Source organism: Amycolatopsis sp. NPDC051102 (assembly GCF_040682815.1).
Taxonomy (GTDB): domain Bacteria; phylum Actinomycetota; class Actinomycetes; order Mycobacteriales; family Pseudonocardiaceae; genus Amycolatopsis.
The window spans coordinates 25,200-49,943 of record NZ_JBFBBT010000036.1; the positions used below are offsets into that span (position 1 = coordinate 25,200).

At 71.9% G+C, this 24,744-nt stretch carries 22 protein-coding genes; 10 read left to right on the top strand and 12 right to left on the bottom strand.

What is annotated here, in order from left to right; translation table 11 throughout:
- Positions 1 to 48 precede the first annotated feature (48 nt).
- The 3 genes from AB0M93_RS46435 to dapC all read left to right on the top strand — a co-directional run bounded on the left by AB0M93_RS46435 (position 49) and on the right by dapC (position 1,755).
- A complete protein-coding gene (locus AB0M93_RS46435; RefSeq protein ID WP_364287163.1) occupies positions 49 to 222 on the top strand; it encodes a hypothetical protein in 174 nt (57 codons plus the stop codon).
- Between the two features lie 124 nt (positions 223 to 346).
- Positions 347 to 667: a ferredoxin gene (gene fdxA, locus AB0M93_RS46440; protein ID WP_003083029.1), complete on the top strand. Its 321-nt coding sequence runs from the start codon at positions 347 to 349 to the stop codon at positions 665 to 667.
- Positions 664 to 1,755 (top strand): succinyldiaminopimelate transaminase, encoded by a 1,092-nt coding sequence (gene dapC, locus AB0M93_RS46445; protein ID WP_364287166.1) that lies wholly within the window; start codon positions 664 to 666, stop codon positions 1,753 to 1,755. The genes fdxA and dapC overlap by 4 nt, the downstream gene beginning before the upstream one ends.
- On the opposite strand, the gene AB0M93_RS46450 is transcribed toward dapC, so the two are convergent.
- Positions 1,749 to 2,366: a TetR/AcrR family transcriptional regulator gene (locus AB0M93_RS46450; RefSeq protein ID WP_364287169.1), complete on the bottom strand. Its 618-nt coding sequence runs from the start codon at positions 2,364 to 2,366 to the stop codon at positions 1,749 to 1,751. The genes dapC and AB0M93_RS46450 overlap by 7 nt on opposite strands.
- Positions 2,367 to 2,447: 81 nt before the next feature.
- Between AB0M93_RS46450 and AB0M93_RS46455 the strand changes: the two genes are divergently transcribed.
- Positions 2,448 to 3,860 (top strand): FAD-dependent monooxygenase, encoded by a 1,413-nt coding sequence (locus AB0M93_RS46455; protein WP_364287172.1) that lies wholly within the window; start codon positions 2,448 to 2,450, stop codon positions 3,858 to 3,860.
- Positions 3,861 to 3,901: 41 nt separating this feature from the next.
- Here AB0M93_RS46455 and AB0M93_RS46460 read toward each other — a convergent pair whose 3' ends face one another.
- From AB0M93_RS46460 to AB0M93_RS46470, 3 genes are read right to left on the bottom strand one after another with little or no spacing between them, the layout of a single operon-like run.
- Entirely contained in the window at positions 3,902 to 4,834 is a 933-nt protein-coding gene (locus AB0M93_RS46460) for a CHAD domain-containing protein (protein WP_364287175.1), read from the bottom strand.
- A gap of 28 nt (positions 4,835 to 4,862) precedes the next feature.
- Entirely contained in the window at positions 4,863 to 5,846 is a 984-nt protein-coding gene (dapD, locus tag AB0M93_RS46465) for a 2,3,4,5-tetrahydropyridine-2,6-dicarboxylate N-succinyltransferase (RefSeq protein ID WP_364287178.1), read from the bottom strand.
- A 28-nt stretch (positions 5,847 to 5,874) separates the two neighbouring features.
- On the bottom strand, positions 5,875 to 6,285 hold the full coding sequence (locus AB0M93_RS46470; RefSeq protein ID WP_364287260.1) for a hypothetical protein: 411 nt from the start codon (positions 6,283 to 6,285) through the stop codon (positions 5,875 to 5,877).
- Between the two features lie 44 nt (positions 6,286 to 6,329).
- Between AB0M93_RS46470 and dapE the strand changes: the two genes are divergently transcribed.
- The 3 genes from dapE (at position 6,330) to AB0M93_RS46485 (ending at position 9,452) form a co-directional block, all read left to right on the top strand.
- Entirely contained in the window at positions 6,330 to 7,400 is a 1,071-nt protein-coding gene (gene dapE, locus AB0M93_RS46475; RefSeq protein WP_364287181.1) for a succinyl-diaminopimelate desuccinylase, read from the top strand.
- A gap of 126 nt (positions 7,401 to 7,526) precedes the next feature.
- Complete coding sequence (locus AB0M93_RS46480) at positions 7,527 to 8,324, top strand: DUF3152 domain-containing protein (protein WP_364287184.1); 798 nt, start codon at positions 7,527 to 7,529, stop codon at positions 8,322 to 8,324.
- A gap of 21 nt (positions 8,325 to 8,345) precedes the next feature.
- The gene (locus AB0M93_RS46485; RefSeq protein ID WP_364287187.1) at positions 8,346 to 9,452 is read left to right on the top strand and encodes an NADAR family protein; all 1,107 of its coding nucleotides are present in this window, start codon (positions 8,346 to 8,348) and stop codon (positions 9,450 to 9,452) included.
- A gap of 36 nt (positions 9,453 to 9,488) precedes the next feature.
- Here AB0M93_RS46485 and AB0M93_RS46490 read toward each other — a convergent pair whose 3' ends face one another.
- The 6 genes from AB0M93_RS46490 to AB0M93_RS46515 all read right to left on the bottom strand — a co-directional run bounded on the left by AB0M93_RS46490 (position 9,489) and on the right by AB0M93_RS46515 (position 19,875).
- Complete coding sequence (locus AB0M93_RS46490) at positions 9,489 to 10,541, bottom strand: chitinase (protein WP_364287190.1); 1,053 nt, start codon at positions 10,539 to 10,541, stop codon at positions 9,489 to 9,491.
- Positions 10,542 to 10,690: 149 nt separating this feature from the next.
- Positions 10,691 to 12,295: a M28 family metallopeptidase gene (locus AB0M93_RS46495; RefSeq protein WP_364287193.1), complete on the bottom strand. Its 1,605-nt coding sequence runs from the start codon at positions 12,293 to 12,295 to the stop codon at positions 10,691 to 10,693.
- An 84-nt stretch (positions 12,296 to 12,379) separates the two neighbouring features.
- Entirely contained in the window at positions 12,380 to 14,644 is a 2,265-nt protein-coding gene (locus tag AB0M93_RS46500) for a M4 family metallopeptidase (RefSeq protein ID WP_364287196.1), read from the bottom strand.
- 310 nt (positions 14,645 to 14,954) lie between these two features.
- Positions 14,955 to 16,220, bottom strand: a complete 1,266-nt coding sequence (locus tag AB0M93_RS46505) for a helix-turn-helix transcriptional regulator (protein WP_364287199.1) — start codon at positions 16,218 to 16,220, stop codon at positions 14,955 to 14,957.
- Between the two features lie 80 nt (positions 16,221 to 16,300).
- Positions 16,301 to 18,331: a M4 family metallopeptidase gene (locus AB0M93_RS46510; RefSeq protein ID WP_364287202.1), complete on the bottom strand. Its 2,031-nt coding sequence runs from the start codon at positions 18,329 to 18,331 to the stop codon at positions 16,301 to 16,303.
- 257 nt (positions 18,332 to 18,588) lie between these two features.
- Complete coding sequence (locus tag AB0M93_RS46515) at positions 18,589 to 19,875, bottom strand: tetratricopeptide repeat protein (RefSeq protein ID WP_364287205.1); 1,287 nt, start codon at positions 19,873 to 19,875, stop codon at positions 18,589 to 18,591.
- 274 nt (positions 19,876 to 20,149) lie between these two features.
- Between AB0M93_RS46515 and AB0M93_RS46520 the strand changes: the two genes are divergently transcribed.
- On the top strand, positions 20,150 to 20,935 hold the full coding sequence (locus AB0M93_RS46520; protein ID WP_003099749.1) for a TIGR00730 family Rossman fold protein: 786 nt from the start codon (positions 20,150 to 20,152) through the stop codon (positions 20,933 to 20,935).
- Positions 20,935 to 21,519 (top strand): TIGR00730 family Rossman fold protein, encoded by a 585-nt coding sequence (locus tag AB0M93_RS46525; protein WP_364287207.1) that lies wholly within the window; start codon positions 20,935 to 20,937, stop codon positions 21,517 to 21,519. Before AB0M93_RS46520 ends, AB0M93_RS46525 begins: the two co-directional genes overlap by 1 nt.
- Here the strand turns inward: AB0M93_RS46525 and AB0M93_RS46530 are convergent.
- The gene (locus AB0M93_RS46530) at positions 21,516 to 22,190 is read right to left on the bottom strand and encodes a lysophospholipid acyltransferase family protein (RefSeq protein ID WP_364287209.1); all 675 of its coding nucleotides are present in this window, start codon (positions 22,188 to 22,190) and stop codon (positions 21,516 to 21,518) included. The genes AB0M93_RS46525 and AB0M93_RS46530 overlap by 4 nt on opposite strands.
- 51 nt (positions 22,191 to 22,241) lie before the next feature.
- Between AB0M93_RS46530 and AB0M93_RS46535 the strand changes: the two genes are divergently transcribed.
- Positions 22,242 to 23,144 carry a glucosyl-3-phosphoglycerate synthase gene (locus AB0M93_RS46535; RefSeq protein ID WP_364287212.1) on the top strand — a complete coding sequence of 301 codons (903 nt, stop codon included), beginning with the start codon at positions 22,242 to 22,244 and terminating at the stop codon, positions 23,142 to 23,144.
- Here AB0M93_RS46535 and cydC read toward each other — a convergent pair.
- A complete protein-coding gene (cydC, locus tag AB0M93_RS46540) occupies positions 23,080 to 24,645 on the bottom strand; it encodes a thiol reductant ABC exporter subunit CydC (protein WP_364287215.1) in 1,566 nt (521 codons plus the stop codon). The genes AB0M93_RS46535 and cydC overlap by 65 nt on opposite strands.
- Positions 24,646 to 24,744: the final 99 nt, after the last annotated feature.

Here is a 24,744-nt window from a genome sequence, read left to right on the forward strand (position 1 = left end):
GACGGAGGCGGTGAAAGTCGCGGGAGCGGATTTCTTCTGGAGGTGGCGGTGGGCATCCAGCGCAAGGACGAGCGGCACAGCGAGAAGCTCGTCGACGAGATCTCCGAGGGGTTCAACCGGGCTGTGGGGGAGAAGAAGACCGAGGACGAAGCCCCCAAGCCGCGCTTCGTCATCACCGGTGACGCCCGGGCGAACCCGCCCGCGCGCCGCCGGGAGAGGTGAGCGCCATACCCGGGGTATGGCTAAGGCTTGCCTCACCGACCGAACGGGTGCCGACGCCGCGTAATGTCGGCCCCGACTGGCTGTTTGCAGAGACTGTCTTTGCAGAGATATGCGGGAGTGCGCAGTGACCTACGTGATCGCCGAGCCCTGCGTCGACGTGCTCGACAAGGCGTGTATCGACGAGTGCCCCGTGGACTGCATCTACGAGGGCGAGCGGATGCTGTACATCCACCCCGACGAGTGCGTCGACTGCGGCGCCTGCGAGCCGGTCTGCCCGGTCGAGGCGATCTACTACGAGGACGACGTCCCGGACAACTGGTCGGACTACACCAAGGCCAACGTCGACTTCTTCGACGAGCTGGGCTCGCCCGGCGGCGCGTCCAAGGTGGGCAAGACCGCGCACGACCCGGCCTTCATCAAGGCGCTGCCCCCGCAGGGCGAATGAGCCCGGTCGCGCTGCCCGACTTCCCCTGGGATTCGCTCGCCGAGGTCAAGGCCACGGCGCAGGCGCATCCCGGTGGGGTCGTCGACCTCTCCATCGGCACGCCGGTCGACCCCGTCCCGGCCGGGATCCGCGAGGCGCTCGCGTCGGTTTCGGAGATCCCGGGCTACCCGACCACGCACGGCATCCCGGCCCTCCGGGAAGCCGCGCGCGGGGCGCTTTCGCGGCGCCACGGCGTCGAGGGCATCGAGCCGGACGCGGTGCTGCCGACGATCGGGTCCAAAGAGGCCGTGGCCTGGCTGCCGCGGCTGCTCGGCTTCGGGCCCGGTGACGTCGTCGTCATCCCGGAGCTGGCCTACCCGACGTACGAGGTCGGGGCGCTGCTGGCGGGCGCGTCGATCCTGCGGACCGACGGCCTGACCGCGCTCGGCCCGCAGAAACCGGCGATGATCTGGCTGAACTCGCCGTCCAACCCGACCGGCAAGGTGCTGCCCGTCGAGCACCTGCGCAAGGTCGTCGAATGGGCGCGCGAGCGGGACGTCGTCGTGGTCTCCGACGAGTGCTACCTGGCGCTCGGCTGGGAGACCGACCCGCTGTCGGTGCTGCACCCGGACGTCTGCGACGGCCGGACCGACGGGCTGATCGCGGTCCACTCGCTGTCGAAGTCGGCGAACCTGGCCAGCTACCGCGCCGGGTTCCTCACCGGTGACCCCCGGCTGATCAAGCGGCTGCTCGACGTCCGCAAGCACGCGGGCATGATCGTGCCGCGCCCGGTCCAGGAGGCCATGGTCGCCGCGCTGGCCGACGACGAGGCCCTGCACGTCCAGCGCGAGCGCTACGCCCGCCGCCGGCTCGTCCTGCGGAAGGCGCTGCAGGACAACGGCTTCCGCATCGACCACTCCGAAGCCGGGCTCTACCTCTGGGCCACCAGGGACGAGACCGCTTCCGCAACGGTCCAGTGGCTCGCCGAGCGCGGGATCCTGGTCGCGCCCGGCACGTTCTACGGCCCGAAGGGTGGCAAGCACGTCCGGGTCGCGCTGACCGCGACGGACGAGCGCGTCGACGCCGCCGTGGAGCGGCTGACTCAGTAGTCCCGGCCGGTCAGGCCCCGGTAGACGAACCGCGTGAGCAGTTCGACGGCTTCTTCGTCGGTCGGCGGGGTCCAGTCCGGCGGTGAGCCGTGCAGCCACGTCGCCGCGAAAGCGTCGACGAGGTTGTACATCAGCATCCCGCACCGGTCCGGCGTCGTGGGCAGCTTCAACCCGGCGCGGGTGATGTGCGCGAGGTGGTCGTCCAGGTCGGCGGCCTGGGACGCACCGAACTGCGCGAGCGTGCGCGCGAACGACTCGCTGACCATCGCCGCCTGGCGCAGGGCCAGCATGGTCGCGGCGTTGTCCCGGTAGAAGCCCCAGTACTGCTTGACGTGCCAGCGCACCGCGTCGGGGTTGCTGAAGTCGGCCAGATGGTCTTCGCTGTCGGCGCTCTCGTCGCCGGACGCCGCGATGTCGGCCAGGAGCGCTTCGAGCAGCTCTTCCTTGCCCGCGAAGTGGTTGTAGAACGACCCCGCGGCACGGCCCGCTTCGGCGGTGATGTCCGTGATCTTCGTGTTCAGGTAGCCCTTCCGGGCGAAGACGCGCTTGGCCGCGGCCTTGAGCGCGCTCTCGGTCTCCGCGGCTTTCTCCCTGCGGCTCGTCGCCGTCATCGGCACCTCCCTTGACAGAGGACGCTAGCAGCGCCATTCTGAATTTAGATTCACTGAATATTAATTCACTGGGAGGACGACATGGACACACGGGTGCTGATCGCGGGAGCGGGACCGACCGGGCTGACGCTGGCCATCGAGCTGGCGCGGCGCGACGTCGCCGTGCGGATCATCGACAAGGCCGAGACGTACTTCGCCGGCTCGCGCGGCGACGGGCTCCAGCCGCGCACGCTGGAGGTGTTCGAGGACCTGGGCGTGCTCGACGCGGTGCTGGCCGCGGGCATGGCCCCGGTGCCGCTGAAGATCCACCTCGGCGGCGAGGTGGTCGGCGAGCGGATGATGTTCGACCCGGTCGAGCCGACGTCGGCCAGGCCGTACCCGACCGGCTGGTTCCTGGGCCAGTCGCAGACCGAGGGCATCCTGCGCGACCGGCTGGCCGAGTTCGGCGTCCGCGTCGAGCTGAACACCGCGCTGGCCGGGTTCGAGCAGGACGCCGACGGCGTCACGGCGACCCTGAGCACGGGCGAGACGGTTCGCGCGGCGTACCTGGTCGGCGCGGACGGCGGCAAGAGCTTCGTGCGCAAGACGCTGGGGATCGCGTTCGAAGGCACGACCGACGAGTCGATCCGGATGCTGCTCGGCGACGTCGTGGCCGAAGGGCTCGACCGGAATTACGGCCACTGGTTCGCGACGCCGGACGAGCCGATGAGCGGCATGATGTTCAGCCCGCTGCCGGGGACGCCGCACTTCCAGTTCGGCGCGTCGCTCCGCGACGGCGAAACGGACGTCGAGACGGCCCTGCCCGCCGTGCAGGCCCGGCTCGACGCGTTGAGCGGGGGCCAGGTCAAGCTGTCCGACCTGGCGTGGTCGACGGTGTGGCGGCCGAACGTCCGGCTGGCGGCCCGCTTCCGCGACGGCCGGGTGTTCCTGGCCGGCGACGCGGCGCACGTCCACCCGCCGACGGGCGGCCAGGGCCTGAACACCGGCGTCCAGGACGGCTACAACCTGGGCTGGAAGCTCGCGGACGGCGCGCCGGAGCTGCTGGACAGCTACGAGATCGAGCGGCGCACGGTCGCGGCCCGGGTCCTGGGGGTCACGGCGGACCTGCTGCAGAAGTACGTCGACGGCGACGAGGACGCCCACCGCCGCGGGGAGGACACGCAGCAGCTGGACATCTCGTACCGGGGCGGCCCGCTGTCGCCGGCGGGGACCGGGGAGCTGCGGCCGGGCGACCGGGCGCCGGATGCGCCGCTGGCCGACGCGAACGGGAAGCGGGTCCGGCTGTTCGAGCTGTTCCGCGGCCCGCACGCGACGGAGCTGCTGTTCGGGACGGGCGAGACGCCGGGGTACCGGATCCTGCCGGCGGGCAGCGCGGCGATGGGGACCGACCTGGTCGACGAGGGCGGCCACGCGTACGCGGCCTACGAGGCCCAACCCGGCCGCCGGGTGGTGATCCGCCCCGACGGTTACGTCTGGTCGATCACCGGCTCGTGAGTGGTAAGGCGAGTTCTAACGCGCCTTACCACTCACGACGCTCAGGCGTGGAGGGCCTTGGCGGCCGCGTCCACCGCTTTCCAGGACTTCCGCCAGACCGCGCGGGCCTCGGTGCGGCGGCTCAGCTCGCGCTCGGCGATGCGGCCCGCGACGAACCCGACGGGGCCGTCCACCGACTCCAGGACCGTGCGCATCCGCTCCGCCGCGACCACGGCGTCCTGGTGATCACCCAGCACCGTCTGGAAGTCCTTCGTCGCCTTGAGCAGCTTCTTGATCCGGGCCGCCTGCTTCTTCTTCGCCGACGTCTGGGCCAGCTCGGCCGCGTAGCGGAGCTTCTTGCCGTGGATGCGCAGCGCGTGCAGGTCGTCGTCCGGTGGGTCGGCCGGCAGGGCGCCGACCGCCTTCGCCAGCCTGCGGTGCGGCTTCGCCAGGCCGGTGATCAGGTCGTGCCGGCCGGTGACCTCCGGCGCGGGCTCGGCCCGGGTCAGCAGGCTCACCTCGCGCAGCAGCGTCGAGTACCGGGCGCTGGACAGCGCCCGGGTCAGCCGCCGCTTCGCCGCGGCGCGCTCGCTGACGAACTTCGAGACCAGGCGGCGGCCCGCCGCCTGGTCCCGGACCTCGAAGCCGGCGATGACCTCGCGCAGGTGCCCGATCAGCACGTCGTAGTCCCGCACCTCGCCGAGCGACTGGCCGAGCCAGCCGAGCTCCGCGCGCACCGGCTCGGCGCCGTCGCCGACCAGCTTGCCGGACAGCTTCAGCACGCTGCGCATCCGCCGCAGCGCCACGCGCATCTGGTGCAGGTCCTCAGGATCCGCGCCCGAGCGCGTGCCGGGTTCGTGCGCGAGCAGGGCGCGGATCTCCCGGTCGAGCTTGGCGCGGACGTGGTGGACCGCCGGATCGGCCGGCCGAGCCGCGATCGGGAGCTCCGGCAGACCCAGCTCGGCCGGCGTGCGAGGCAACGATTCGGTGGTCACCACATGAATGGTAGGTGAACGAGGAGCCTCAGTCGTTCGCGTGCAATGCGGCGTTCAGCTCGACGCCGGCGCCGGTGCGCGGCACGACCTCGACCGCGCCCGTCCCCGAGTTGCGCCGGAAGACCGCGCCCGAGATGCCGTTGAGCTCGCGGGCCTTGACGACCTTGCCTTCGACGACGACCTTCGTGCCCGCCGTGACGTACAGCCCCGCCTCGACGACCGAGTCGTCGCCGAGCGAGATGCCCACGCCGCCGTTCGCGCCGATCAGGCAGCGCTCGCCGAGGGAGATGGTCTCCTTGCCGCCGCCCGAGAGCGTGCCCATGATCGACGCGCCGCCGCCGACGTCCGAGCCGTCGCCGACGACCACGCCGGCCGAGATCCGGCCCTCGACCATCGACGCGCCGAGCGTGCCGGCGTTGAAGTTGACGAAGCCTTCGTGCATGACGGTCGTGCCGGACGCCAGGTGCGCGCCGAGCCGGACGCGGTCGGCGTCGCCGATCCGGACGCCGGAGGGCATGACGTAGTCGACCATCCGCGGGAACTTGTCGACGCTGTAGACGGTCACCGGGCCGCGCGCCCGCAGCCGCAGCCGGGTCGTCTCGAAGCCTTCGACCGGGCACGGGCCGTGGTTGGTCCACACGACGTTGGCCAGCAGGCCGAACATGCCGTCGAGGTTCTGGCCGTGCGGGCGGACCAGCCGGTGCGAGAGCAGGTGCAGCCGCAGGTACATGTCGTGGGTGTCCGCGGGCGCATCGGCGAGCTTGCCGATCGTGGTGCGCACGGCGACGACCTCGACCCCGCGGTCGGTGTCCGGGCCGAGCAGGGCCGCGGCGGCTTCGCCGAGCAGCTCCTTCGCCTCGTCCGCGCTCAGCCGCTCCGTGCCGGCGGTGCCACCGTCGATCAGCTTCGGGTGCGGGTACCAGGTGTCGAGGACCGTCCCGTCGGTCGTGACGGTGGCCAGCCCGACGCCGCTGGCGCCGGTCGTTTCGGGGTTCGGGCTCTGCTCGCTCACGGCCCTCACCGTAGTGGAGTGACGCGGATCAACCACTCGTGGGCCGGGCGTCTACCTGCTTCTTCAGGCCCGCGAGGGCGCCGGCGATGTCGACGAGCGCCTGCGAGCAGTCGCCGCCCGCGGCCGGGACGGTGGTGCAGCCCGCGCCCCGGAACGACCCGACGGCCTGCTCCAGCTTGGCGGCCTCGGCGACCAGCTGCGGGTCGCGGTCGTCGGCGCGCTTGCGGGCCGCGCCCGGCACGTTCGCGACCTCCGTGACGTACTTCTCACAGCCCTTCGGCAGCTGGGTGCGCGGGCTCGCGTAGCACTGGTCGGCGGTCAGCGCGTCCAGCTTCGTCGGGAGCGCGTCCGGGCCGGGCTCGCCGGCCTGCGGCCTGGGTGCCGGGCCTGCCTCGTTCCCGCAGCCCGACAGGACCAGGACCAGCAACGCGCCACCCACGGCGACCGGGAACTTACGCACACCCCCACGGTAGCGTGCGGGGCATGAGCCTCGACCTGCACGCCGACCCGGTGGACCTGACCGCAGCGCTGGTGGACATCTTCAGCGTGTCCGGCGCCGAGGCCGAGATCGCGACGGCGGTGCAGGAGGCGCTGCAGGCGCAGGCACCGCACCTCGAGGTCGTCCGCAACGGGGACGCCGTCCTCGCGCGGACCGACCTCGGCCGCGGGTCGCGGGTCGTGCTCGCCGGGCACCTGGACACCGTGCCGGAGAACGGCAACCTGCCCTCGCGGCGCGAAGGTACCGGTGACGAGGAGATCCTGCACGGTCTGGGCACGGTCGACATGAAGGGCGGCGACGCGGTCTTCCTGCACCTGGCGGCGACACTGCCGTCGCCCAAGCACGACGTCACCTTCGTGTTCTACGACAACGAAGAGGTCGAAGCGGTCAAGAACGGCCTCGGCCGCATCGAGCGCGAGCTGCCGGAGTGGCTGGCGGGCGACCTGGCGATCGTCGGCGAGCCGTCGAACGGCGTGATCGAGGCCGGCTGCCAGGGCACCATGCGCGTCGAGCTGCGGCTTTCCGGTACGCGCGCGCACACCGCGCGGGCGTGGATGGGCGAGAACGCGATCCACGCGCTCGCCGAGCCGCTGCGGCGGCTGGCGGAGTACACGCCGCGGATCGTGGACATCGACGGCCTGACCTACCGCGAGGGCTTGCAGGCGACGTCGATCAGCGGCGGCGTGGCGGGCAACGTCGTCCCGGACGCGGCGGTGCTGACGGTGAACCACCGCTTCGCCCCGGACCGCGACCCGGCGGCGGCCGAACGTCACCTGCGCGAGGTGTTCACCGGCTTCGAACTGTCCGTTGTGGACATGTCGCCGGGCGCCCTGCCGGGCCTGTCCGCCCCGGCGGCGGCGGAACTGGTGACAGCGGCGGGCGGCCGCGCGGCGGCGAAGCTGGGCTGGACGGACGTGGCCCGCTTCGCGGCGCGGGGCATGCCGGCGGTGAACTTCGGCCCGGGAAACCCGACTTTGGCGCACACGAAGCAGGAGAACGTCCGGACGGCGGAGATCCGCCAGGTCACCGAGGTGCTCCGCAAGTTCCTGGCCTGACCCGCTGTGGTCGCCGTCACACCCAGGGGTCCTGAACTGCGGTGACGCTCCGCCACCGCAGGTCACGGCAACTTTTCCCGGCCGCGGTCCGTATGTCCTTCTGACACCGCGCACCCGGGAGGACCCATGCCGAAAACCGCGAGACGGGCCGCGGCCGCCGCCGTGCTCGCCCTGGCGGTGGGCGGGTGCGGTGCGGAAAGACAGCCCGTGGCCGCGCCCGCGGCCGGGCCGGTCCTCACCGCCATCGGGGACGCCACCGCGGTCCCGCCGCCGCCGGACGAGCGGGCGCCGGTGACGCAGCCCGCGCCCGCCGCGGCCGCCATCAGCTTCCCGCGGACCGGGTCCGGCCAGTGGATGTTCACCCCCGGCAGCGACGAGGTCGCCGGGAACTCCGGCCGGCTGATGCGCTACCGGATCGCCGTCGAAACCGACATCGACGGTGTCGGGGCCGCCGAGTTCGCCAAGAGCATCCGCACCATCCTCGGCGACCCGCGGGGCTGGACCGCCGGCGGGCAGTGGCGGCTGCAGCAGGTCGGGCCGGGCGACATGGCCGACTTCACCATCTACCTCGCGACGCCGGCCAGCCGCGACAAGCTGTGCGGCGGCACGCCGGACAGCTACACCTCCTGCCGCAACGGCAGCAACGTCGTGCTCAACGTGGCCCGCTGGGCCAACGCCGTCCCGGACTACGGCGCCCCGCTCGACGTCTACCGGCAGTACATGGTCACCCACGAGACCGGCCACCGGCTGGGCCAGGGCCACGAGCTGTGCCCCGGCCCGGGCAAGCCGGCGCCGGTGATGGAGCAGCAGACGCTCGGGCTGCACGGCTGCGTCCCGAACCCGTGGCCGTTCCCGGACGGCGCCCGCGAGTACGCCGGCCCGCCGGGCGAGTACGACGACCCGATCCCGGCGGGCGACTCGTGATCTGCCGTTAGGCTCGCCGGCATGCCGGACAGCACTCCGACGTCGCGCGTGGCCGGCGGTGACGTCGTCGAGGGGCGGCAACGCCTCGTCTTCGTGCACAAAGGTGACTATTACGCGCTCGCCACGCTCGGCGTCTTCGCGGACGGCGTCGTCCGCTGGCAGTACGAAACAACCGATTTCGACGGTCTCCGCGCCGCGTTCGACGACGGCACGCTGACCCTGACCCCGCCCGAGGGCGCACCGCTGTTCATCACCGGCACGGCGCGGGGAACCGTGCCGGCACTGGAGTCGTGGCTGACCCCGGAGCTGGTGATCGGCGAGCTCGCCGACGAGGTGGACGACCTCAACGACCGGCCGGATTCCTCCCGGCGCTGCTGGAACGCGCTGCTGGATTACGCCGCGGATCCGACCCCGGCGAACCTCGAGATCGTCCGCGAGGCGTACCACGCGGTGCCCGAGCACCGGCGGATTTACGTGCTCGGCGACATGGACCAGAACGACGTACCGGTGCGGATCCTGCTCGCCGAGGCGGGCGAGACGATCCCGGCCCGGAACCCGGGCCGGACGATCACGGTGAACCCGGAGGTCCGCGAGCAGGCACTCGGCTACTTCCGCCGGAGCGAGGCCGGTGCCGCCAGGACCCGGGCGCAGCGGGTGGCGGACGGACCGGAAACGACCCTCCCGCTGGTCGTGGGCGGGCACGTCCACCCGAGCGGCTGGCCCGATCCCGCGGGCCTGGAGGTTCTGCAGACCGACTACCCGGCGACGGTGATCCACGGCGGCCGGGAGTACGCGAGCGTCATGCACGCCTACTGGGCGCTGTCCACCGACGACGCCGCTTGGCACGATCGGATCGCCGCCGCAGCGCGTGGCCTCGATGCCCGGTCCCTCGGTGAGGAGGCGCCCCGGCGGGCGGGCTGGCCGGCGGCCCGGCTGGGCGTGATGGCCGCGCTGCTGCGGGACAAGTTCGAGCGTCACCCCGCGATGGCGGCGACGTTGCTCGGCACGGGCGACGCCCGCCTGCTCTACAGCGACTGGGCTTCGAGGTACTGGAGCTCGAGCGGCGCCAACTGGCTGGGCCGGCTCCTGGAGCTCGTCCGTTCCGAGCTGGCGACTCGTGAGTGGTAAGGCGAGTTAGAACTCGCCTTACCACTCACGACCGCGTCAGCGGCCCTGCAGGGACTTGACGTTGTCGCCGAACGTCCAGCCCTTCGAGCCGTCCCAGTTGATCGACCAGTCCATCAGGCCCTTCAGGCCCGGAACCGACCGCCACGCCTGGGAAACCAGGCTCGGGGACATGTACCCGCCGCCCGCGCCGGGCTGGGCGGGCAGGCCGGGGACCTGCTTGTCGTACGGGACGCGGATCGTCGTGCCCTGCACCACCAGGCCGTTGTTCAGGCACTGCGTCTGCACGGTGAAGCCCTGCACGGTCCCGGCCTGGTACGAATCGCCGGAGCAGCCGTACATGGACCCGTTGTAGTACTGCATGTTCAGCCACCACAGCCGGCCGTTGTCCGCGTACTTCTTGATGATCGGCAGGTACGCGCCCCAGATCGAGCCGTAGGCGACGCTGCCGCCGGTCACGTACGCCGTCTCCGGCGCCATCGTGAGCCCGAAGTTCGACGGCATCTGCGCGAGCACGCCGTCGATGATCCGTATCAGGTTGCTCTGCGACGCCGAGAGCGTCTTGATGTTCCCGCTGTTCGTCAGGCCGGTCTCGATGTCGATGTCGATCCCGTCGAAGTTGTACTGTTTGAGGATCGGTACGACGGTGGCGACGAACCGGTCGGCGACCGCTGACGACGACAGGTCGATCCCGGCGGCCGCGCCGCCGATGGACAGCAGGATCGTCGCGCCCGCGGCCTTCGCCGCGCACATCTCGGCCGGCGTGGACACCTTCACCCCGGCGTCCATCCCGTCCTCCCACAGCACGGTCCCGTCGGAGCGGATCACCGGGAAAGCGGCGTTGATGACGTTGTAGCCGTGCTGGGCCATGCGGCTGTCGGTGATCGGGATCCAGCCCATGCCGGGGTGAACGCCGTTCGCGGCGCCGTCCCAGTTCTCCCAGTACCCCTGCAGGACCTTGCCGGCGGGCCGTGACTTGACCGCGCACGTGTCGGCCTGCACCGCCCCCTGCGCGGAGGCCGGGACGAACAGCGGGACGGCGAGCAGGGCCGTCAGAACGGTTCCGAGCCAACGGGTTTTGCGTCCGGGCATACCGGCTCCCATCGTCGTTGAAGGGCGAACGCGGCGTGTCCGCCCAACATAAGCGCCGCGGGAATCCGTTGACTACCTACGAACGGGTGGTCTAGACAAATTTGCGCGGGGTGGGCACTTTCACGTGAAAGTGCCCACCCCGCCGGGGGTCAGACGGTCAGGGTCCAGGAGGACAGGTAGCCCGTGTCGGCCGGGCCGGTGTCGCGGATCCGGAGCTGCCACGCACCGTTCGCGGCCTCGGTGGAGGCGTTCACGGTGTAGGTGGTGTCCAGGTTCGGCGTCGAGTCGCTGCTGGAGTTCTTCAGCCGGTACGCCGTGCCGTCCGGGGCGACCAGGTCGATGACGAGGTCACCGCGGTAGGTGTGGGTGATGTGCACCTCCACCTTGGTGGTGCCGGACGCGTTGCGCGCGCAGCCGGCCACGTTCGCGGTGCTGTTGACCGCGGCACCCGGGTAGTCCGGGATGTCGAGGCGCGTCGAGTTGGTCACCGGCGCGCACGACGAGCTGCCGACGCCGAGGGAGAACGACGCCGTGTGGTCGGCGTTCGCGCCGTCCGCGGTCACCGTGATCGGGAAGGTGCCGGTCGGGGTGCTCGACGACGTCGTGATGGTCAGCGTCGAGGAACCGCCCGACTGCACGGTGGCCGGGCTGAACGACGCCGTCGCGCCCGCCGGGAGACCCGAGGCGGACAGCGAGATCGACTGCGCCGAGCCGGACGTCGTCGCGGTGCTGACGGCGACCTGCAGCGACTGTCCCGGTTGGACGGTGCCGGCCGCCGGGTTCAGCGAGACGGAGAAGTCGTTGCCCTGCGTCGGGGCGACGGCCAGCTTCCAGAGCGCGTAGCCGATGGCGTCGCTGTTCTTCTCCAGCGGCGGGTCGGGGATGTTCGCCGTCGTGTCGCAGGCGCGGTGGTAGCAGTTGTCGAACGGCGAACCCGCGGTGCCGCCCCATTTCTGCGCCTGCGCGGAGCTCTTGATGTCGCCGGCGCCGGTGGCCAGGCCGCCGACCGGGATGCCCGCGCTCTTGAAGGACGCGTGGTCGGAGCGGCCGTCACCCTCGCTGTCGCCCTCGGTCTGGATGCCGATGGAGGCGAAGTACTCGTCGAAGATCGCCTTGACCGAAGCGACGTCGTCGTAGACGAAGTAGCCCCAGTTCTTCGAGCCGATCATGTCGAAGTTGAGGTAGGTCTTGATCTTCGTGCGCTCGCTGCTCGGCAGGTTGTTGACGTAGTACTTCGAGCCGACCAGGCCGGACTCCTCGTCGGCCCACCAGGCGAACCGGACGCGCTTGGCCATCGCCGGGTTGGTGCGGGCCAGCGTCAGCGCGACCTCGAGGATCGACGCGCTGCCCGAGCCGTTGTCGTTGATGCCGGGCCCGGCGCTGACGGAGTCGAGGTGCGCGCCGAGCATGATGACCTGGCTCGCGTCGCCCTGCGGCCACTCGGCGATCAGGTTCTGCGACTGCCCGAGGCAGCTGGTGCAGGTCTGGCGGGTCGTGGTGTACCCGGCGTTCTTCAGGAGGTTTTCCACATAGGACACAGAGGCCGCGTACCCGCCGCCGCGCGCCGAGCGCGTGCCACCGTTGTTGTTGGCGATGGTCTGCAGCTGGTTGAGGTGGCCCTTGATGTTGGCCAGCGAGATGTCGGGCGCGGCGAGCGCCGCGGCGGGTGCGGCGGTGGCCGCCGGCGCGCTGACGACGCCCAGCACGGCGGCGAGGGCGGTGACCCCGGCGCCGAGTCGTGTCTTCCACTTCATGGCGGTGAATTCCTTCGGTGGGGGTTGGGGACAACGACCGTGAAGGCCGCACCTGGCTGGTGCGGCCTTCACGGGGTCGGGGTGCTACACGGTCAACGTCCAGGAGGACAGGTAACCGGTGTCGGCCGGGCCGACGTCCTTGATCTGCAGCTTCCACGCGCCGTTCGCGGCTTCCGAAGAAGCGTTGACGGTGTAGGTGGTGTTGATGTTCGGCGTCGAGCTGCTGCTGGAGTTCTTCAGCCGGTACGCCGTGCCGTCCGGGGCGATCAGGTCGAGGACCAGGTCACCGCTGTAGGTGTGGGTGATGTGCACCTCGACCTTGGTGGTGCCGGACGCGTTGCGCGCACAGCCCGCCACGGTGCTGGTGCTGCTGACCGCGGCACCCGGGTAGTCCGGGATGTCCAGCCGGGTCGAGTTGGTCACCGGGGCGCACGACGACGTGGTGCCCACGGTCAGGGTGTACGTCGCGGTGTGGTCGGTGCTGGCCCCGTCGGCGGTGACGGTGATCGGGAAGCTGCCGGTCGGGGTCGACGACGTCGTGGCGACGGTCAGCGTCGAGCTGCCACCCGAGGAGATCGTGGCCGGGCTGAACGTCGCGGTCGCGCCGGCGGGCAGGCCCGAGGCGGACAGCGTGATCGACTGGGCCGCGCCCGAGGTGATCGCGGTGCTGATCGTGGTGGTCGCCGAGGCGCCCGGCTGCACGGAACCCGAGGCCGGGTTCAGCGCGACCGAGAAGTCCGCTCCGCCGCCGCTGCACGACGTCGGCTCACCGGTCGCCGCCGTGACGGAGATGGCGTCCCATGCGGCCTTGGTGGCGTTGTACTCGGTGCAGCTGCCCGGGAAGAGCGCGATCGCCGCTTCGAGGGTCGCCTTGCGGGCGGCCTTGTGGTTCCACGACGAGGTCTTCTTCAGCAGGCCGTTGTAGAAGATCTTGCCGGCCTTCTGGATGCCGATGCCGGTGACCGACGAGTTGTTGCAGGTCGGGCTGGCCGGCTTGCCGCCACCCGGGTTCGAGCCCTCGGCCAGCAGGTAGAACCAGTGGTTCTGCGGGCCCGCGGCCGCGTGCACCTCGGTGCTCGGGATCGACGACGAGTAGCAGTTCGGGTCGCCGACCTTCGACGGCTGGTACATGTACCGGATCGGACCCTGGCCGACCAGGTTGACGCCCTCGCCGACCTCGTAGTCCGGGGTGTCCTTCGGGTTGTTGGCGTACGCCTCGGTCAGCGCGCCGAAGATGTCGCCGGTCGACTCGTTCATGCCGCCGTTCTCGTTGCCGGAACCGGCGCCGCCCGGGGTGAACTGGAAGATGCCGTGCCCGAACTCGTGCCCGACGACGTCCATCGAGGTGGCCTGGCGCTGGTTGTCCTGCGAGTGGCCGAAGTGCGTCGACGAGCCATTCCAGTAGGCATTGACGTCGGCCAGGCCGACGCTCGCCGGGTAACCGGTGCCGCTGCCGTTGATGCCGTTGCGGCCGAGCCAGTCGGCGAGCATCTTCCACTCGGTCTGGACGCTGTAGAGCACGTCGACGCAGCCGGTCTCGAGGTCCGTGCCGGTGCCGTTGCCCCAGTTGTTGTCCGGTCCACTGTAGACGGAGCCGCCTTCGCGGCCGCAGCTGATGCCGGTGCGGCCCGGGTCACGCATGGTGTACGTGCTGCCGGACTGCGTCGTGTCGATCGAGACGTTCCCGACGTAGTAGCTGTTGCCCGTGCCGGCGACGTTCACCGAGGCGGGCTTGGCCTGCGTGCGAGCGCCGGAGGCGAACGTCTTCACGTCGTCCCGCTTGTCGAGCACCGCGCCGGTCGCCGCGTCGACGAACACGTGCAGGTTGCTCGGCGCCGTGGCGGTCCGCCCGGCGACGACGACCTCGTAGGCCAGCTTCGGGCTCGCCCCGGCCAGCACCACCTTCTCCGGCGTGCTGACACTGTCCACAGTGGGCAGTTGAGCGCGCGCGGTGGCGGCCGCCTTCGCCGCGTCGACCAGCGCCTGGGTCCCGACGGTGATCGGGGCGGTGGACGCGGCTTCGGTGCCGCGGACGCGCCCGGCGCCGTCGGCGACGACGACCGCGTCCCCGCCCACCACCCGCAGGCTCTGGTAGGTCCGCTGGTAGGCGCCGTAGAAGAGGCCACCGCCACCGGCGGTCAGGCCGACGCGCTGGAACGCTTCGCCCGCGCCGCGGCGCAGGGCGTCGAGACCGCTGGCGGCCGCTGGGTCGGCGGCGCGGGCGGCGGCCGCTTCGGGAGCGGCGGGCTGGGCGGGGGACGCTGCGCTCGCCGGGGTCACCGGTAACGCGAGCGTCATGGCGAACCCGGCGGCGGCCGCCAAGCCCGTGCTGAACCCACGATGGGTCATCGAGGTCTTCCTTCCATGAAGGCAGAATCGAGGTCCGGTAAGGGAAAGGGGAGACGTGTCCGGCGGGTTGACAGCAGGTATGCGTCCGGACGCATCCGAGTAAAGGATCAGCGGATCCGGGCGTCAATGCGCCGAACGGACCAAGGGTGCGTTCCGGATTATCGAATCAATTCGTACAAACCCCGCCGCAGCTGGGGATTCTCACCGCGTTCCGTCCCGGAACGACTTTCGTAGGGATTGTCCGCGACACCATCCGAACGCCGGACGATCTCGATCACCGGGATTTCGTTGCCACCGCTGGTGAATCGCTTCAGTCGGCTTCCGCGCCCAGCGCGATGAGCCCGTTGCGCAGCACGTCCGCCGCCTCCGTCTGCTTCCCCGTCTCGCCGAGCAGCTCGCTCAACGGCCGCAGCGCGCGGACCAGCACCCCGCGCGCCCCCAGCCCGGTGGCCAGCTCGACGGCGGCCCGCAGGTCCTCGGCCGCGCGCCGGGCGTCGCCGCGGGCCCTGGCCAGCGACCCCAGCTGCAGCCGCAGCTCCGCGGCCAGCGCCGTGCCCGCCACGACGGCCGGGCGGACCTGGTCGAGCAACGCGGCCGCCGTCTCCAGCCGGCCCGCCGCGAGGTACTCCCCGGCGAGCTCGACGGTGATCGCCGGGACGTCGTCCGGCCACGCCGTCTCCCGCGCCGCGCCGAGGTCGGCCAGCGCGCCCTCGACGTCACCCGCGCGGCCGCGGACCCGGGCCCTGGCCAGCAGGCAGTACGCCATCGCCGGGTGCAGTGCCCGTTCCTGCATCAGGTCGTAGGCCGCGGCGACCGACGCAGCCGCGTCGGCGAACCGGTCCGCCGCCAGGTGGCTGCGGCACACCTCGACGTGGCTGCGGGTCAGTTCCGCCAGCACCGCCGGGCCGCCGCGGGTGAGCCGCAACGCCGAGCCGGCGTACTCGGCCGCGCGTTCCAGGTCGCCCTGGCGCAGGTGCCGCTCGGCCAGGCAGGCCCGCAGCGTCAGCAGGATCGACGGCTGCGGGTAGCCGTCGCGCAGCAGCTCGGCGTGGCAGGTTTCCAGCAGGTGCACCGAATACTGCACCTCGCCCCAGCCGGACAGCACCGCCGCGCGCAGCGGCACGACCATCGCCCGCACCGGCGGCGGCTCGTCCGACAAGGCCGTCTCGGCGTCGGCGACGTACTTCGTGCGGACGTCGCCGGTCGAGTACCCGGCCAGCCACAGCAGCGCGATCCCGGCCTGCCGCGGCCGGTCGAGGCGTTCGGCGCGGCGCCGGATCCGCTGCATCCGCGGGGTCGCGCGGCGGGCGTCGCCGGCCAGGAACCGCTCCGCCGTCTCGATCAGCTCGATGTCCAGCTCGATCAGCTCGCGCGGCGACCGGCCCCCGAGCAGCTCGCCCGGGTCGATGCCCAGCTGCTGGGCGAAAAACCGCAACGCGTCGCCCGACGGCGTCCGGGCGCCCGTCTCGACCGATGACACGTACGCCGCCGAATACTGCGGCCCGGCGAGTTCGCGCTGCGTGAGCCCGCGTTCGGTGCGCAGCTCACGCAGGCGTTCGCCGACGCTCTCGCTCACACAGGTGCCTTTCCGCCGGGGAGGAGTGTCCAGGGTAAGCCGCGCGGTGGTGGCGGACGCCACCACCGCGCGGTGCGGGTTCAGCAGGCGCCGCTGTCGCTCCAGACGGCCCAGGAGCCGGGCGCGCCGGGCTCGGCCCCGGTCGAGTACCACAGCGACGTCCACTTGTGACCGTTGTGGCCCACGACGTCATTGGGCACGTACGCCTTGGCGGAGTCCCACTCGGCGAGCCCGTCGCAGCCGGTCGGCGGCGGGCCGCCGGTGCCGACGGTGAGGGTGAACTGCGCGGTGTGGTCGGCGTCGGTGCCGTCGCCGCTGACCGTCACCTGGCTGGTGCCCTGCGGCGTGGTCGCCGAAGTGGTGATGGTCAGGGTCGCCGTGCCGCCGGACTGGATGCTCGCCGGGCTGATCGTCGCCTTCGCGCCCTCGGGCAGGCCCGAGGCCACCAGCTGCACGGTCTGGGCGTTGCCCGAGGTGACCCGGGTGGTCACCGTGGTGGTCGCCGTCTGTCCGGGTTGGACGGACGCCGACGTCGGCGACAGCGTCAGCGAGTAGTCGTTGCCGGCGGGCGGCTGGCCGCTGCAGGTCGGCTCACCGCTGACGGCCGTGACGCTCACCGCGTCCCACGCCGCCTTGGTCGCGTTGAACTCCGTGCAGCTGCCCGGGAAGAGCGCGATCGCGGCTTCCAGCGTGGCCTTGCGGGCGGCCTTGTGGTTCCACGACGAGGTCTTCTTCAGCAGGCCGTTGTAGAAGATCTTGCCGGCCTTCTGGATGCCGATGCCGGTGACCGACGAGCCGTTGCACGTCGGGCTGGCCGGCGAGGCGTTGCTGCCCTGCGAGAGCAGGTAGAACCAGTGGTTCTGCGGGCCCGCGGCGGCGTGCACCTCGGTGCTCGGGATCGACGACGAGTAGCAGTTCGGGTCGCCGACCTGGCTCGGGTTGTACATGTAGCGGATCGGGCCCTGGCCGACCAGGTTGACGCCCTCGCCGACGGTGAAGTCCGGCCGGTCGACCGGGTTGTTGGCGTAGAACTCGGTCAGCGCGCCGAAGATGTCGCCGGTGGACTCGTTGAGCCCGCCGTTCTCGTTGCCCGAGCCCGCGCCGCCCGGCGTCGTCTGGAAGATCGCGTGGCCGAACTCGTGGCCCACGACGTCCATCGGCGTCGCCTGACGCTGGTTGTCCTGCGAGTGGCCGAAGTGCGTCGACGAGCCGTCCCAGTAGGCGTTGACGTCGTTGAGGCCGACGCTCGCGCGGAAGCCGCCGCCCGCGCCGTCGATGCCGTTGCGGCCGAGCCAGTCGCCGAGCATCTTCCACTCGGTCTGGACGCTGTAGAGGGCGTCGACGCAGGCGGTTTCCAGGTCGGTGCCGGAGCCGTTGCCCCAGGTGTTGGAGCTCTTGGTGAAGATCGAGCCGCCCTCCCGGCCGCAGGCGAGGCCGCGGTGGACGGGGTCGGTCATCGAATAGGAGCTGCCGGAACCCGAGGTGTCGATCGAGACGGTGCCGGCGTAGTAGGAGTTGCCGGTGCCGGCCTCGCGGACGTCGTCGCGCGTGTCGAGGACGGCGCCGGTCGCGCTGTCGACGAAGACGTGCAGGTGGGTGGGCGTGCCGTGGGCGCGCCCGCTGACGACGACCTCGTAGGCGAGCTTCGGCGCGGTCCCGGCCAGGACGACCAGCTTCGGCGCCTCCGTCTTGTCCACTGTGGACACATTGGCGGCGGCGATCTTCGTGGCCTGCTCGGGCCGCAGCGCGGCCTGCGTGCCGACGGTGATCGGGGCGGTGGACGCGGCTTCGGTGCCGCGGACGCGCCCGGCGCCGTCGGCGACGACGACGGCGTCCCCGCCGACGACCGGCAGGCCGTGGTAGGTGCGCTGGTAGGAGGCGTAGTAGAGCCCGCCGCCACCCGGGGTGACTCCGGTGCGGACGAAGGCCTCCCCGGCACCTTTCGCGAGCCGGTCGGCGCCGTTGAGGGCGGCCTGGTCGGCGGCGCGGGCGGCGAGCGCCTCGGGCGGGGTGGCGGCGGGGGGTGCGGGAGCGGCGGCGGCCGGGATCGCCGGCACCGCGAAGGTCAGGGCCAGGCCGGCGATCGCCGCCAGCCCTCGTGGGGATCTCATGGGGGAACCTTTCCGGGGACCGTGAGCAATGTGCCCGGCGGAATAACTGCTGTTATTGCGCCGGACGCGTCCGAGTAAAGGTCCCGGCCGCGCAGGGGTCAATGGGCCGAACGGAGCAGCTCGGTGTCGCGACGATCGCCCGAATTCGGGCATATTCGCAGGTCAGACGGCTACCGTGTACTGGTCTGAACCAATTCACAGACTTTCGTAGGAAAGTGTCTTTGGTCCGGACCACCGAGCCCGCTGGTCCGCCGGGATCAGCTGTCGGAACCGGCTGCCGAGTCGAGGCCGCGGCGGTAGGCGTCGACGGCTTCGTCGAGATGACCACGTTGTCGGAGCGCGTCGCCGAGCCGCAGCGCCGTCGAAACCGCCGCCCCGTGCAGGGACGCCCTCGCCTGGATTTCGAACGCCTCGCGCAGCAGCCGGGTCGCCGTCTCGGGGTCGCCCTGGGCCCGGGCGATCTGGCCCCGCAGGCCGGTGGCTTCGCCGAGAGCCTCCACATCGCGGGCCAGCAGCGGCCAGACCTCCGAAACGAGCGACGCCGCTTCCTCCGGCGCGCCCTGCCGCAGGCGGACCTCGGCCAGCTCGAGGGTCGCCCCGGCGACGCCTTCGTCCGCGCCGATCGCCGCCAGCTGGTCGCGGGCCGTCGTCAGCTCCGCGCGAGCCTCGTCCAAGCGGCCCAGCCGGCGCAGGAAGTACCCGCGGGCCCAGCGGCAGCGGGCCGCGTCGCGGTCGAAGCCCACCGACGCGAACAGCCGGCACGCCTCGGTCAGATCCTCGTCCGCCCGGTCCGCGCGGCCGATCGCCTGCCACACCTGCGACGCCTGGCGGTGGAACCGCGCGACGAAGTCCGGCCGCGACGCCGCGCGGGCCAGCCGTCGCCCGTCGTCGGCCGCGCGGCGGGCCCGGTGCAGGCCGCCCATCTCCATCAGCGGGTGGATCAACGCCGTGAGCAGGCACAGCTCCGCGTCCGGGTCGGCAGGCCGGGCGGCCAGCTCCGCCTCGACGCGCGCGATCGCGGTGCCCGCGTCGCCGCTGAGGTAGCGGCAGCCGGACCAGCGGTGCACGATCATCGCCCGCAACCACGGCGGCGCCGCGCCGGCCAGCTCCTCGGCATGCTCCAGCGCCCGCTGGGCCTCCGAGACGTCGAACAGCTGCCACTTCACCTCGGCCTGGCAGAACCGCGCGTAGCACTCGACGTCGTCGAGGTGGTAGCCCGCGGCCTCCTTCGCCACGGCGGCGAACCGCGTCCCCGCGTCGGCGACCCGGCCCTGCTCCAGGTCGCGGTAGCCCTCGTCCAGCGAAGCGCGCAGCTCGGCGGCGACCCCGGGCGGACGGCCGAACCGCAGCTCGTCCACGGTGAGGCCGAGCCGTTGCGCCAGGTAGGCCAGCATCTCCTCCGACGGCGGGCGGCTGCCGGTCTCGACCTTCGCCAGGAAGCCCCGGTCGTAACCCGGCTCGGCCAGCTCGCGCTGGGTCCAGCCGCGGTCGGTGCGCAGCCGCCGGATCCGCGCGCCGAGCGGTTCGGCGGGTGCGCTGGTCATCTCCCCACGGTAGGTCATCGAGGCGGCGATCGCGGAAACGGACACAGAGCCGCGCAAGGCGGGGCACGGACGCCTCGATCTGTCCACTCTGGACTGCCGGTGGGCCCACGGCGCGGGGGCCCGGGAATGCACCCGTCCGTATGAATCCTTCGACGGCCGGGGAAGCCGCTGCGCCGACAGCCCGGGTTCATGGCCCGGTCACGAGCCCGCCATCGACGGCACCGCCACGGCGCTGCTCGCATTTTCACTGGCGGGGAAGCCGTAGCATGGCCGGGTGAGCGAACAGTCTGAATGGCCGGACGGCCAGTACCCCGAACGCCCGGTGGAGCGGCACAAGGGCCCGGTCGTGCTGCGTCGCGACCGCCGCGACCAGGGCAGCACCACCGACCAGCGGCTCCTGGACTCGCGCGGCCCGAGCGACTGGGTGCACACCGACCCGTGGCGCGTCCTGCGCATCCAGGCCGAGTTCGTGGAGGGCTTCGGCGCGCTCGCCGAGGTCCCGCGCGCGGTCACGGTGTTCGGTTCGGCACGCACCAAGCGCGACAACCCGGAGTACGAGCTCGGCCGCAAGATCGGCGGGGCGCTGGCCAACGCCGGCTTCGCGGTGATGACGGGCGGCGGACCAGGCGCGATGGAGGCGGTCAACCGCGGCGCGGCCGAGGCCGGCGGCTTCTCCGTCGGGCTCGGCATCGAGCTGCCGTTCGAGCAGGGCCTGAACCCGTGGGTCGACCTCGGCGTCAACTTCCGCTACTTCTTCGCCCGCAAGACGATGTTCATCAAGTATTCGCAGGCCTTCATCTGCCTGCCGGGCGGCTTCGGCACGCTCGACGAGCTGTTCGAGGCACTGACCCTGGTGCAGACGAAGAAGGTCACGAAGTTCCCGGTGGTGCTGTTCGGCAGCGACTACTGGGGCGGGCTCTACGAGTGGATCAAGAACTCGGTGCTGGCCGAGGGCAAGATCAGCCCGCACGACCTGGACCTGCTGCACGTCACCGACGACATCGACGACGCCGTCCGCGTGGTCCAGGAGTCCTACCAGGCGTGGGAGGACACCCACTGATGCGGCGGATCTGTGTCTTCTGCGGCTCGTCGATGGGCTTCTCGCCGCGGTACGCGGAGCAGGCGGCCGCGCTCGGCAAGCTGCTGGCCCAGCGCGGCATCGGCCTGGTCTACGGCGGCGCGAGCGTCGGCACGATGGGCGTGGTCGCCGACGCGGCCCTGGCCGCGGGCGGCGAGGTGATCGGCGTGATCCCGGAGGCGCTGTCGTCGGTCGAGATCGCCCACGCCGGCCTGACGGAGCTGCACGTGGTCGCGGACATGCACGAGCGCAAGGCCAAGATGGCGGCCCTGTCCGACGGCTTCCTGGCCCTGCCGGGCGGCGCGGGCACCCTGGAGGAGCTGTTCGAGGTCTGGACCTGGGCCCAGCTCGGCCTGCACGGCAAGCCGATCGGCCTGGTCGACGTCGACGGCTACTACGGTCCCTTGGTCGCCTTCGCCGACCACATGGTGACGGAGGGGTTCGTCAAACCGGACTACCGAGAGCTCCTGCTCACCGACGCCGACCCGGCGGCGCTGCTGGACCGCTTCGAGACGTACGAACCGCCTGCCCCGCCGAAGTGGACGAAGGAACCGCCGGGCATCTAGGCCACGCCCTCGCTCGGGCGCTTGTGGTAAGTGTCGACATACTCCTGGCCCGAGAGCTCCAGGATCGCGTACATGACCTCGTCGGTGACCGACCGGCGGATTGCCGGCGCGTAGTCCTGGCCCTCGTAGCGCGAGAAGTCGAGGGGCTTGCCGAAGGTGATCCCGATCTTGGCCGGGCGCGGGATCTTCGCGCCGCCGGGCTGGAGGTTTTCGGTGCCGGTCAGTGCGACCGGCACCACCTTCGCGCCGGTCGCCAGGGCCAGCGCCGCGACGCCGGTGTGGCCGCGGTGCAGGCGGCCGTCCAGGGAGCGGGTGCCCTCCGGGTAGATCGCGAACACGCCGCCGGCGTCGAGCACCTTGCGCGCCGCCTCCAGGGCGGCCAGCCCCGCCTGGGCGTTGCCGCGCTCGACCGGGACGTATCCGAGGCCGCCGAGGAACCCGGCCAGCGCCTTGCCCTTGAGGCCCTTGCCGGCGAAGTACTCCGCCTTGCCGAGGAACTTGACCTGCCGCGGCGTCGCGAAGGTGATGACGCCGGTGTCGAGCGCCGCCCGGTGGTTGGCCGCCAGGAGCACCGGGCCGGTGGCGGGCACGTTCTCCACGCCGTGCACCTCGGGCCGGTACACCGCCCTGGCCAGCGGTCCCAGTACGAACCGGACAAGCAGCGCGATCAAGTGGTCCTCCTCCTCGGTGGCGGTGCCACCAGCATGGCACGATCGTTACTCGTGAGTTGGTTCGAGCGGCGGACGTGGCAGGAGCCCGGGTGGACACCCGACGACATCCTGGCCGCGAAGGGTGACCGGACGGTTTCGGTCGTGCTACCGGCCCTGGACGAAGAGCGGACCGTCGGCGACGTCGTCGCCTCGGTCCGGCCGCTGCTCGGTTCGGTCGTCGACGAGCTGGTCGTCATGGATTCGGGTTCCACGGACGCCACGGCGCAAACGGCCGAAGCCGCGGGCGCGCGTGTCGTGCGCCGCGAAGACGTCCTGCCGGACCTGCCGCCGGTGCCCGGCAAGGGCGAGGTGCTGTGGCGCTCGCTGGCCGCGACCAGCGGCGACTTCGTCGTGTTCCTCGACTCCGACCTGGTCGACCCGGACCCGGCGTTCGTGCCGTCCCTGCTCGGCCCGCTGGTTTCGGAACCGGGGGTGCACCTGGTCAAGGGCTTCTACCGCCGTCCGCTGCGGCTGGAGAGCACCGGCGGCGGCCGCGTCACCGAGCTGCTCGCCCGCCCGGTCCTCTCGGCGCTGCGCCCCGCTCTCGGCGGCCTGGTCCAACCCCTCGGCGGCGAGTACGCGGGCACGCGGGAGTTCCTCGGATCGGTGCCGTTCGCGGCCGGCTACGGCGTCGAGATCGGGCTGCTGCTCGACGCGGAGGCGCGGTACGGCCTCGACGGCCTGGCGCAGGTCAACCTCGGCGTCCGCAAGCACCGCAACCGGTCGCTGCACCAGCTGGGCGTGATGTCCCGCCAGATCCTCGGCACGGCCCTGGACCGCTGCGGCGTCCCGGCGGCGGACGCCCCGTTCACCCAGTTCGTGCAGGTGGACGAGGAGTGGCTGCCGGACATCACGGACGTCCGGGTGGCCGACCGGCCGCCGATGCGGGAAGTGCTCGCCCGTCTTCGAGGGTGAGCACCTCGTCGAAGCCGTCGAGGTGCTCGGGACGGTGGGTGACGAGGACGACGCTGCCCGTCGCCGCGGCGAGGACCCGCTTCAGGACGGCGTCGCCGTGGGCGGGGTCGAGGCCTTCGACGGGCTCGTCGAGCACCAGGACCCGGGGCTGGGCGAGCACGGCGCGGGCGAGGACCAGCCGCTGCCGTTGACCACCGGAGAGCGCCTCGCCGTCCGGGCCGGTGTCGCGATCGAGGTCCAGGTCGAAGCCGGCGATTTCGCAGGCTGCTCGTAGTTCTTCGTCGGCGGCTTGCGGTTTCGCGAGCAGCAGGTTCTCGCGGACGGTCGTGTGGAAGACGTGGGCGTCGGCTTCGGCGCCCGAGATGACCACCGACAGGTCGGCGTACTCGGTGAGCGGATGCCCGTCGAGGGTCACCCGGCCGTCGGTGGCGGTTTCGCTGCCGAGCAGCAGCCGCAGGAGGGTCGTCTTCCCGGCACCGCTGGGCCCGAGGACGCCGACGCGCTTGCCGGGCGGCAGGTCGAGATCGACGTCCCGGAGCGCGGGCGCGCGGCCGGGGTACCGGACACCGGCGTTTTCCAGCCGGAAGTGCCCTTTTCCCGGCCCACGGGTTCCGGTGACCGCAACGGGTTCGTCCAGCACGGCCCGCACCCGGCGGGCGGAGGCGCGGATTTCCGGTACGCGCCGGGCGGACCCGATCAGGGGGAGGACGACCTCGAAGGCGGTCATGGCGGCCAGGGTGACGGCCGCGGTCCAGGGAACGGAGGCGTGACTGAGCAGCGCGACGGCGACGGCGGTACCGAGCTGGACGAGCACCCCGGCGGCCCCGGGCAGGGCGGACGTCCGTTCACTCTCGGCGATGTCGTCGACGACGGCGGCGGCCCGGCCGAGGTGTTCGTCAAGCGCCCCGGCGGCGACGAGCTCACGGTGCCCGGTGACGAGCTCGACGGCCCGTTCGGCGAGCTCGGCCCGTTGAGGAGCGGCTTCCCGCGCGGCCCGCATGGTGCTGCGAACAACCAGCCACGGCAAAAGCACCCCGGCAACGACCAGCCCACCGCACAGCGCAACGGCGGCTTGCATCGACGCGGTGGCGGCAAGGGCAACCGCAGCGACACCCACGATGCCAGCAACCCCAGCGGGCAACAGCCACCGCAGGATGGCGTCCTGCAGAGCGTCCACATCGGACACAAGCCGGGTGACGAGGTCCCCGCCGGAGTACTGGGAGCCGGGAACGAGGGCTTGGTAGACGCGGGCCCGAAGCTCCCCGAGCCACCGCAGGACGACTTCGTGCCCGGCGAGCCGTTCGGCGTACCGCAGGCCACCGCGCAGCAGGGCGAGGGTCCGGACCGCGACGATGGCGAGGGTGAGGGCACCGAGGGGAGGCCGTTCGGCGGCGCGGAGGAGCAGCCAGGCAGCGGTGGCCAGGAGAGCGAGGGCAGCGAGCTCGGCACCGGCACCGAGCAGAGCGGCGCGGAGAAGGCGGAGGAAGTCCTTTGTGGACACGCCCCAGACTCCCAGCGCAGCCCCCGCCCATCCCGGGGGGCGTCCCCGATCCCAGCCTACCGCCACCGGCCCGGAAAACCGGACCACTCGGCGATCTGT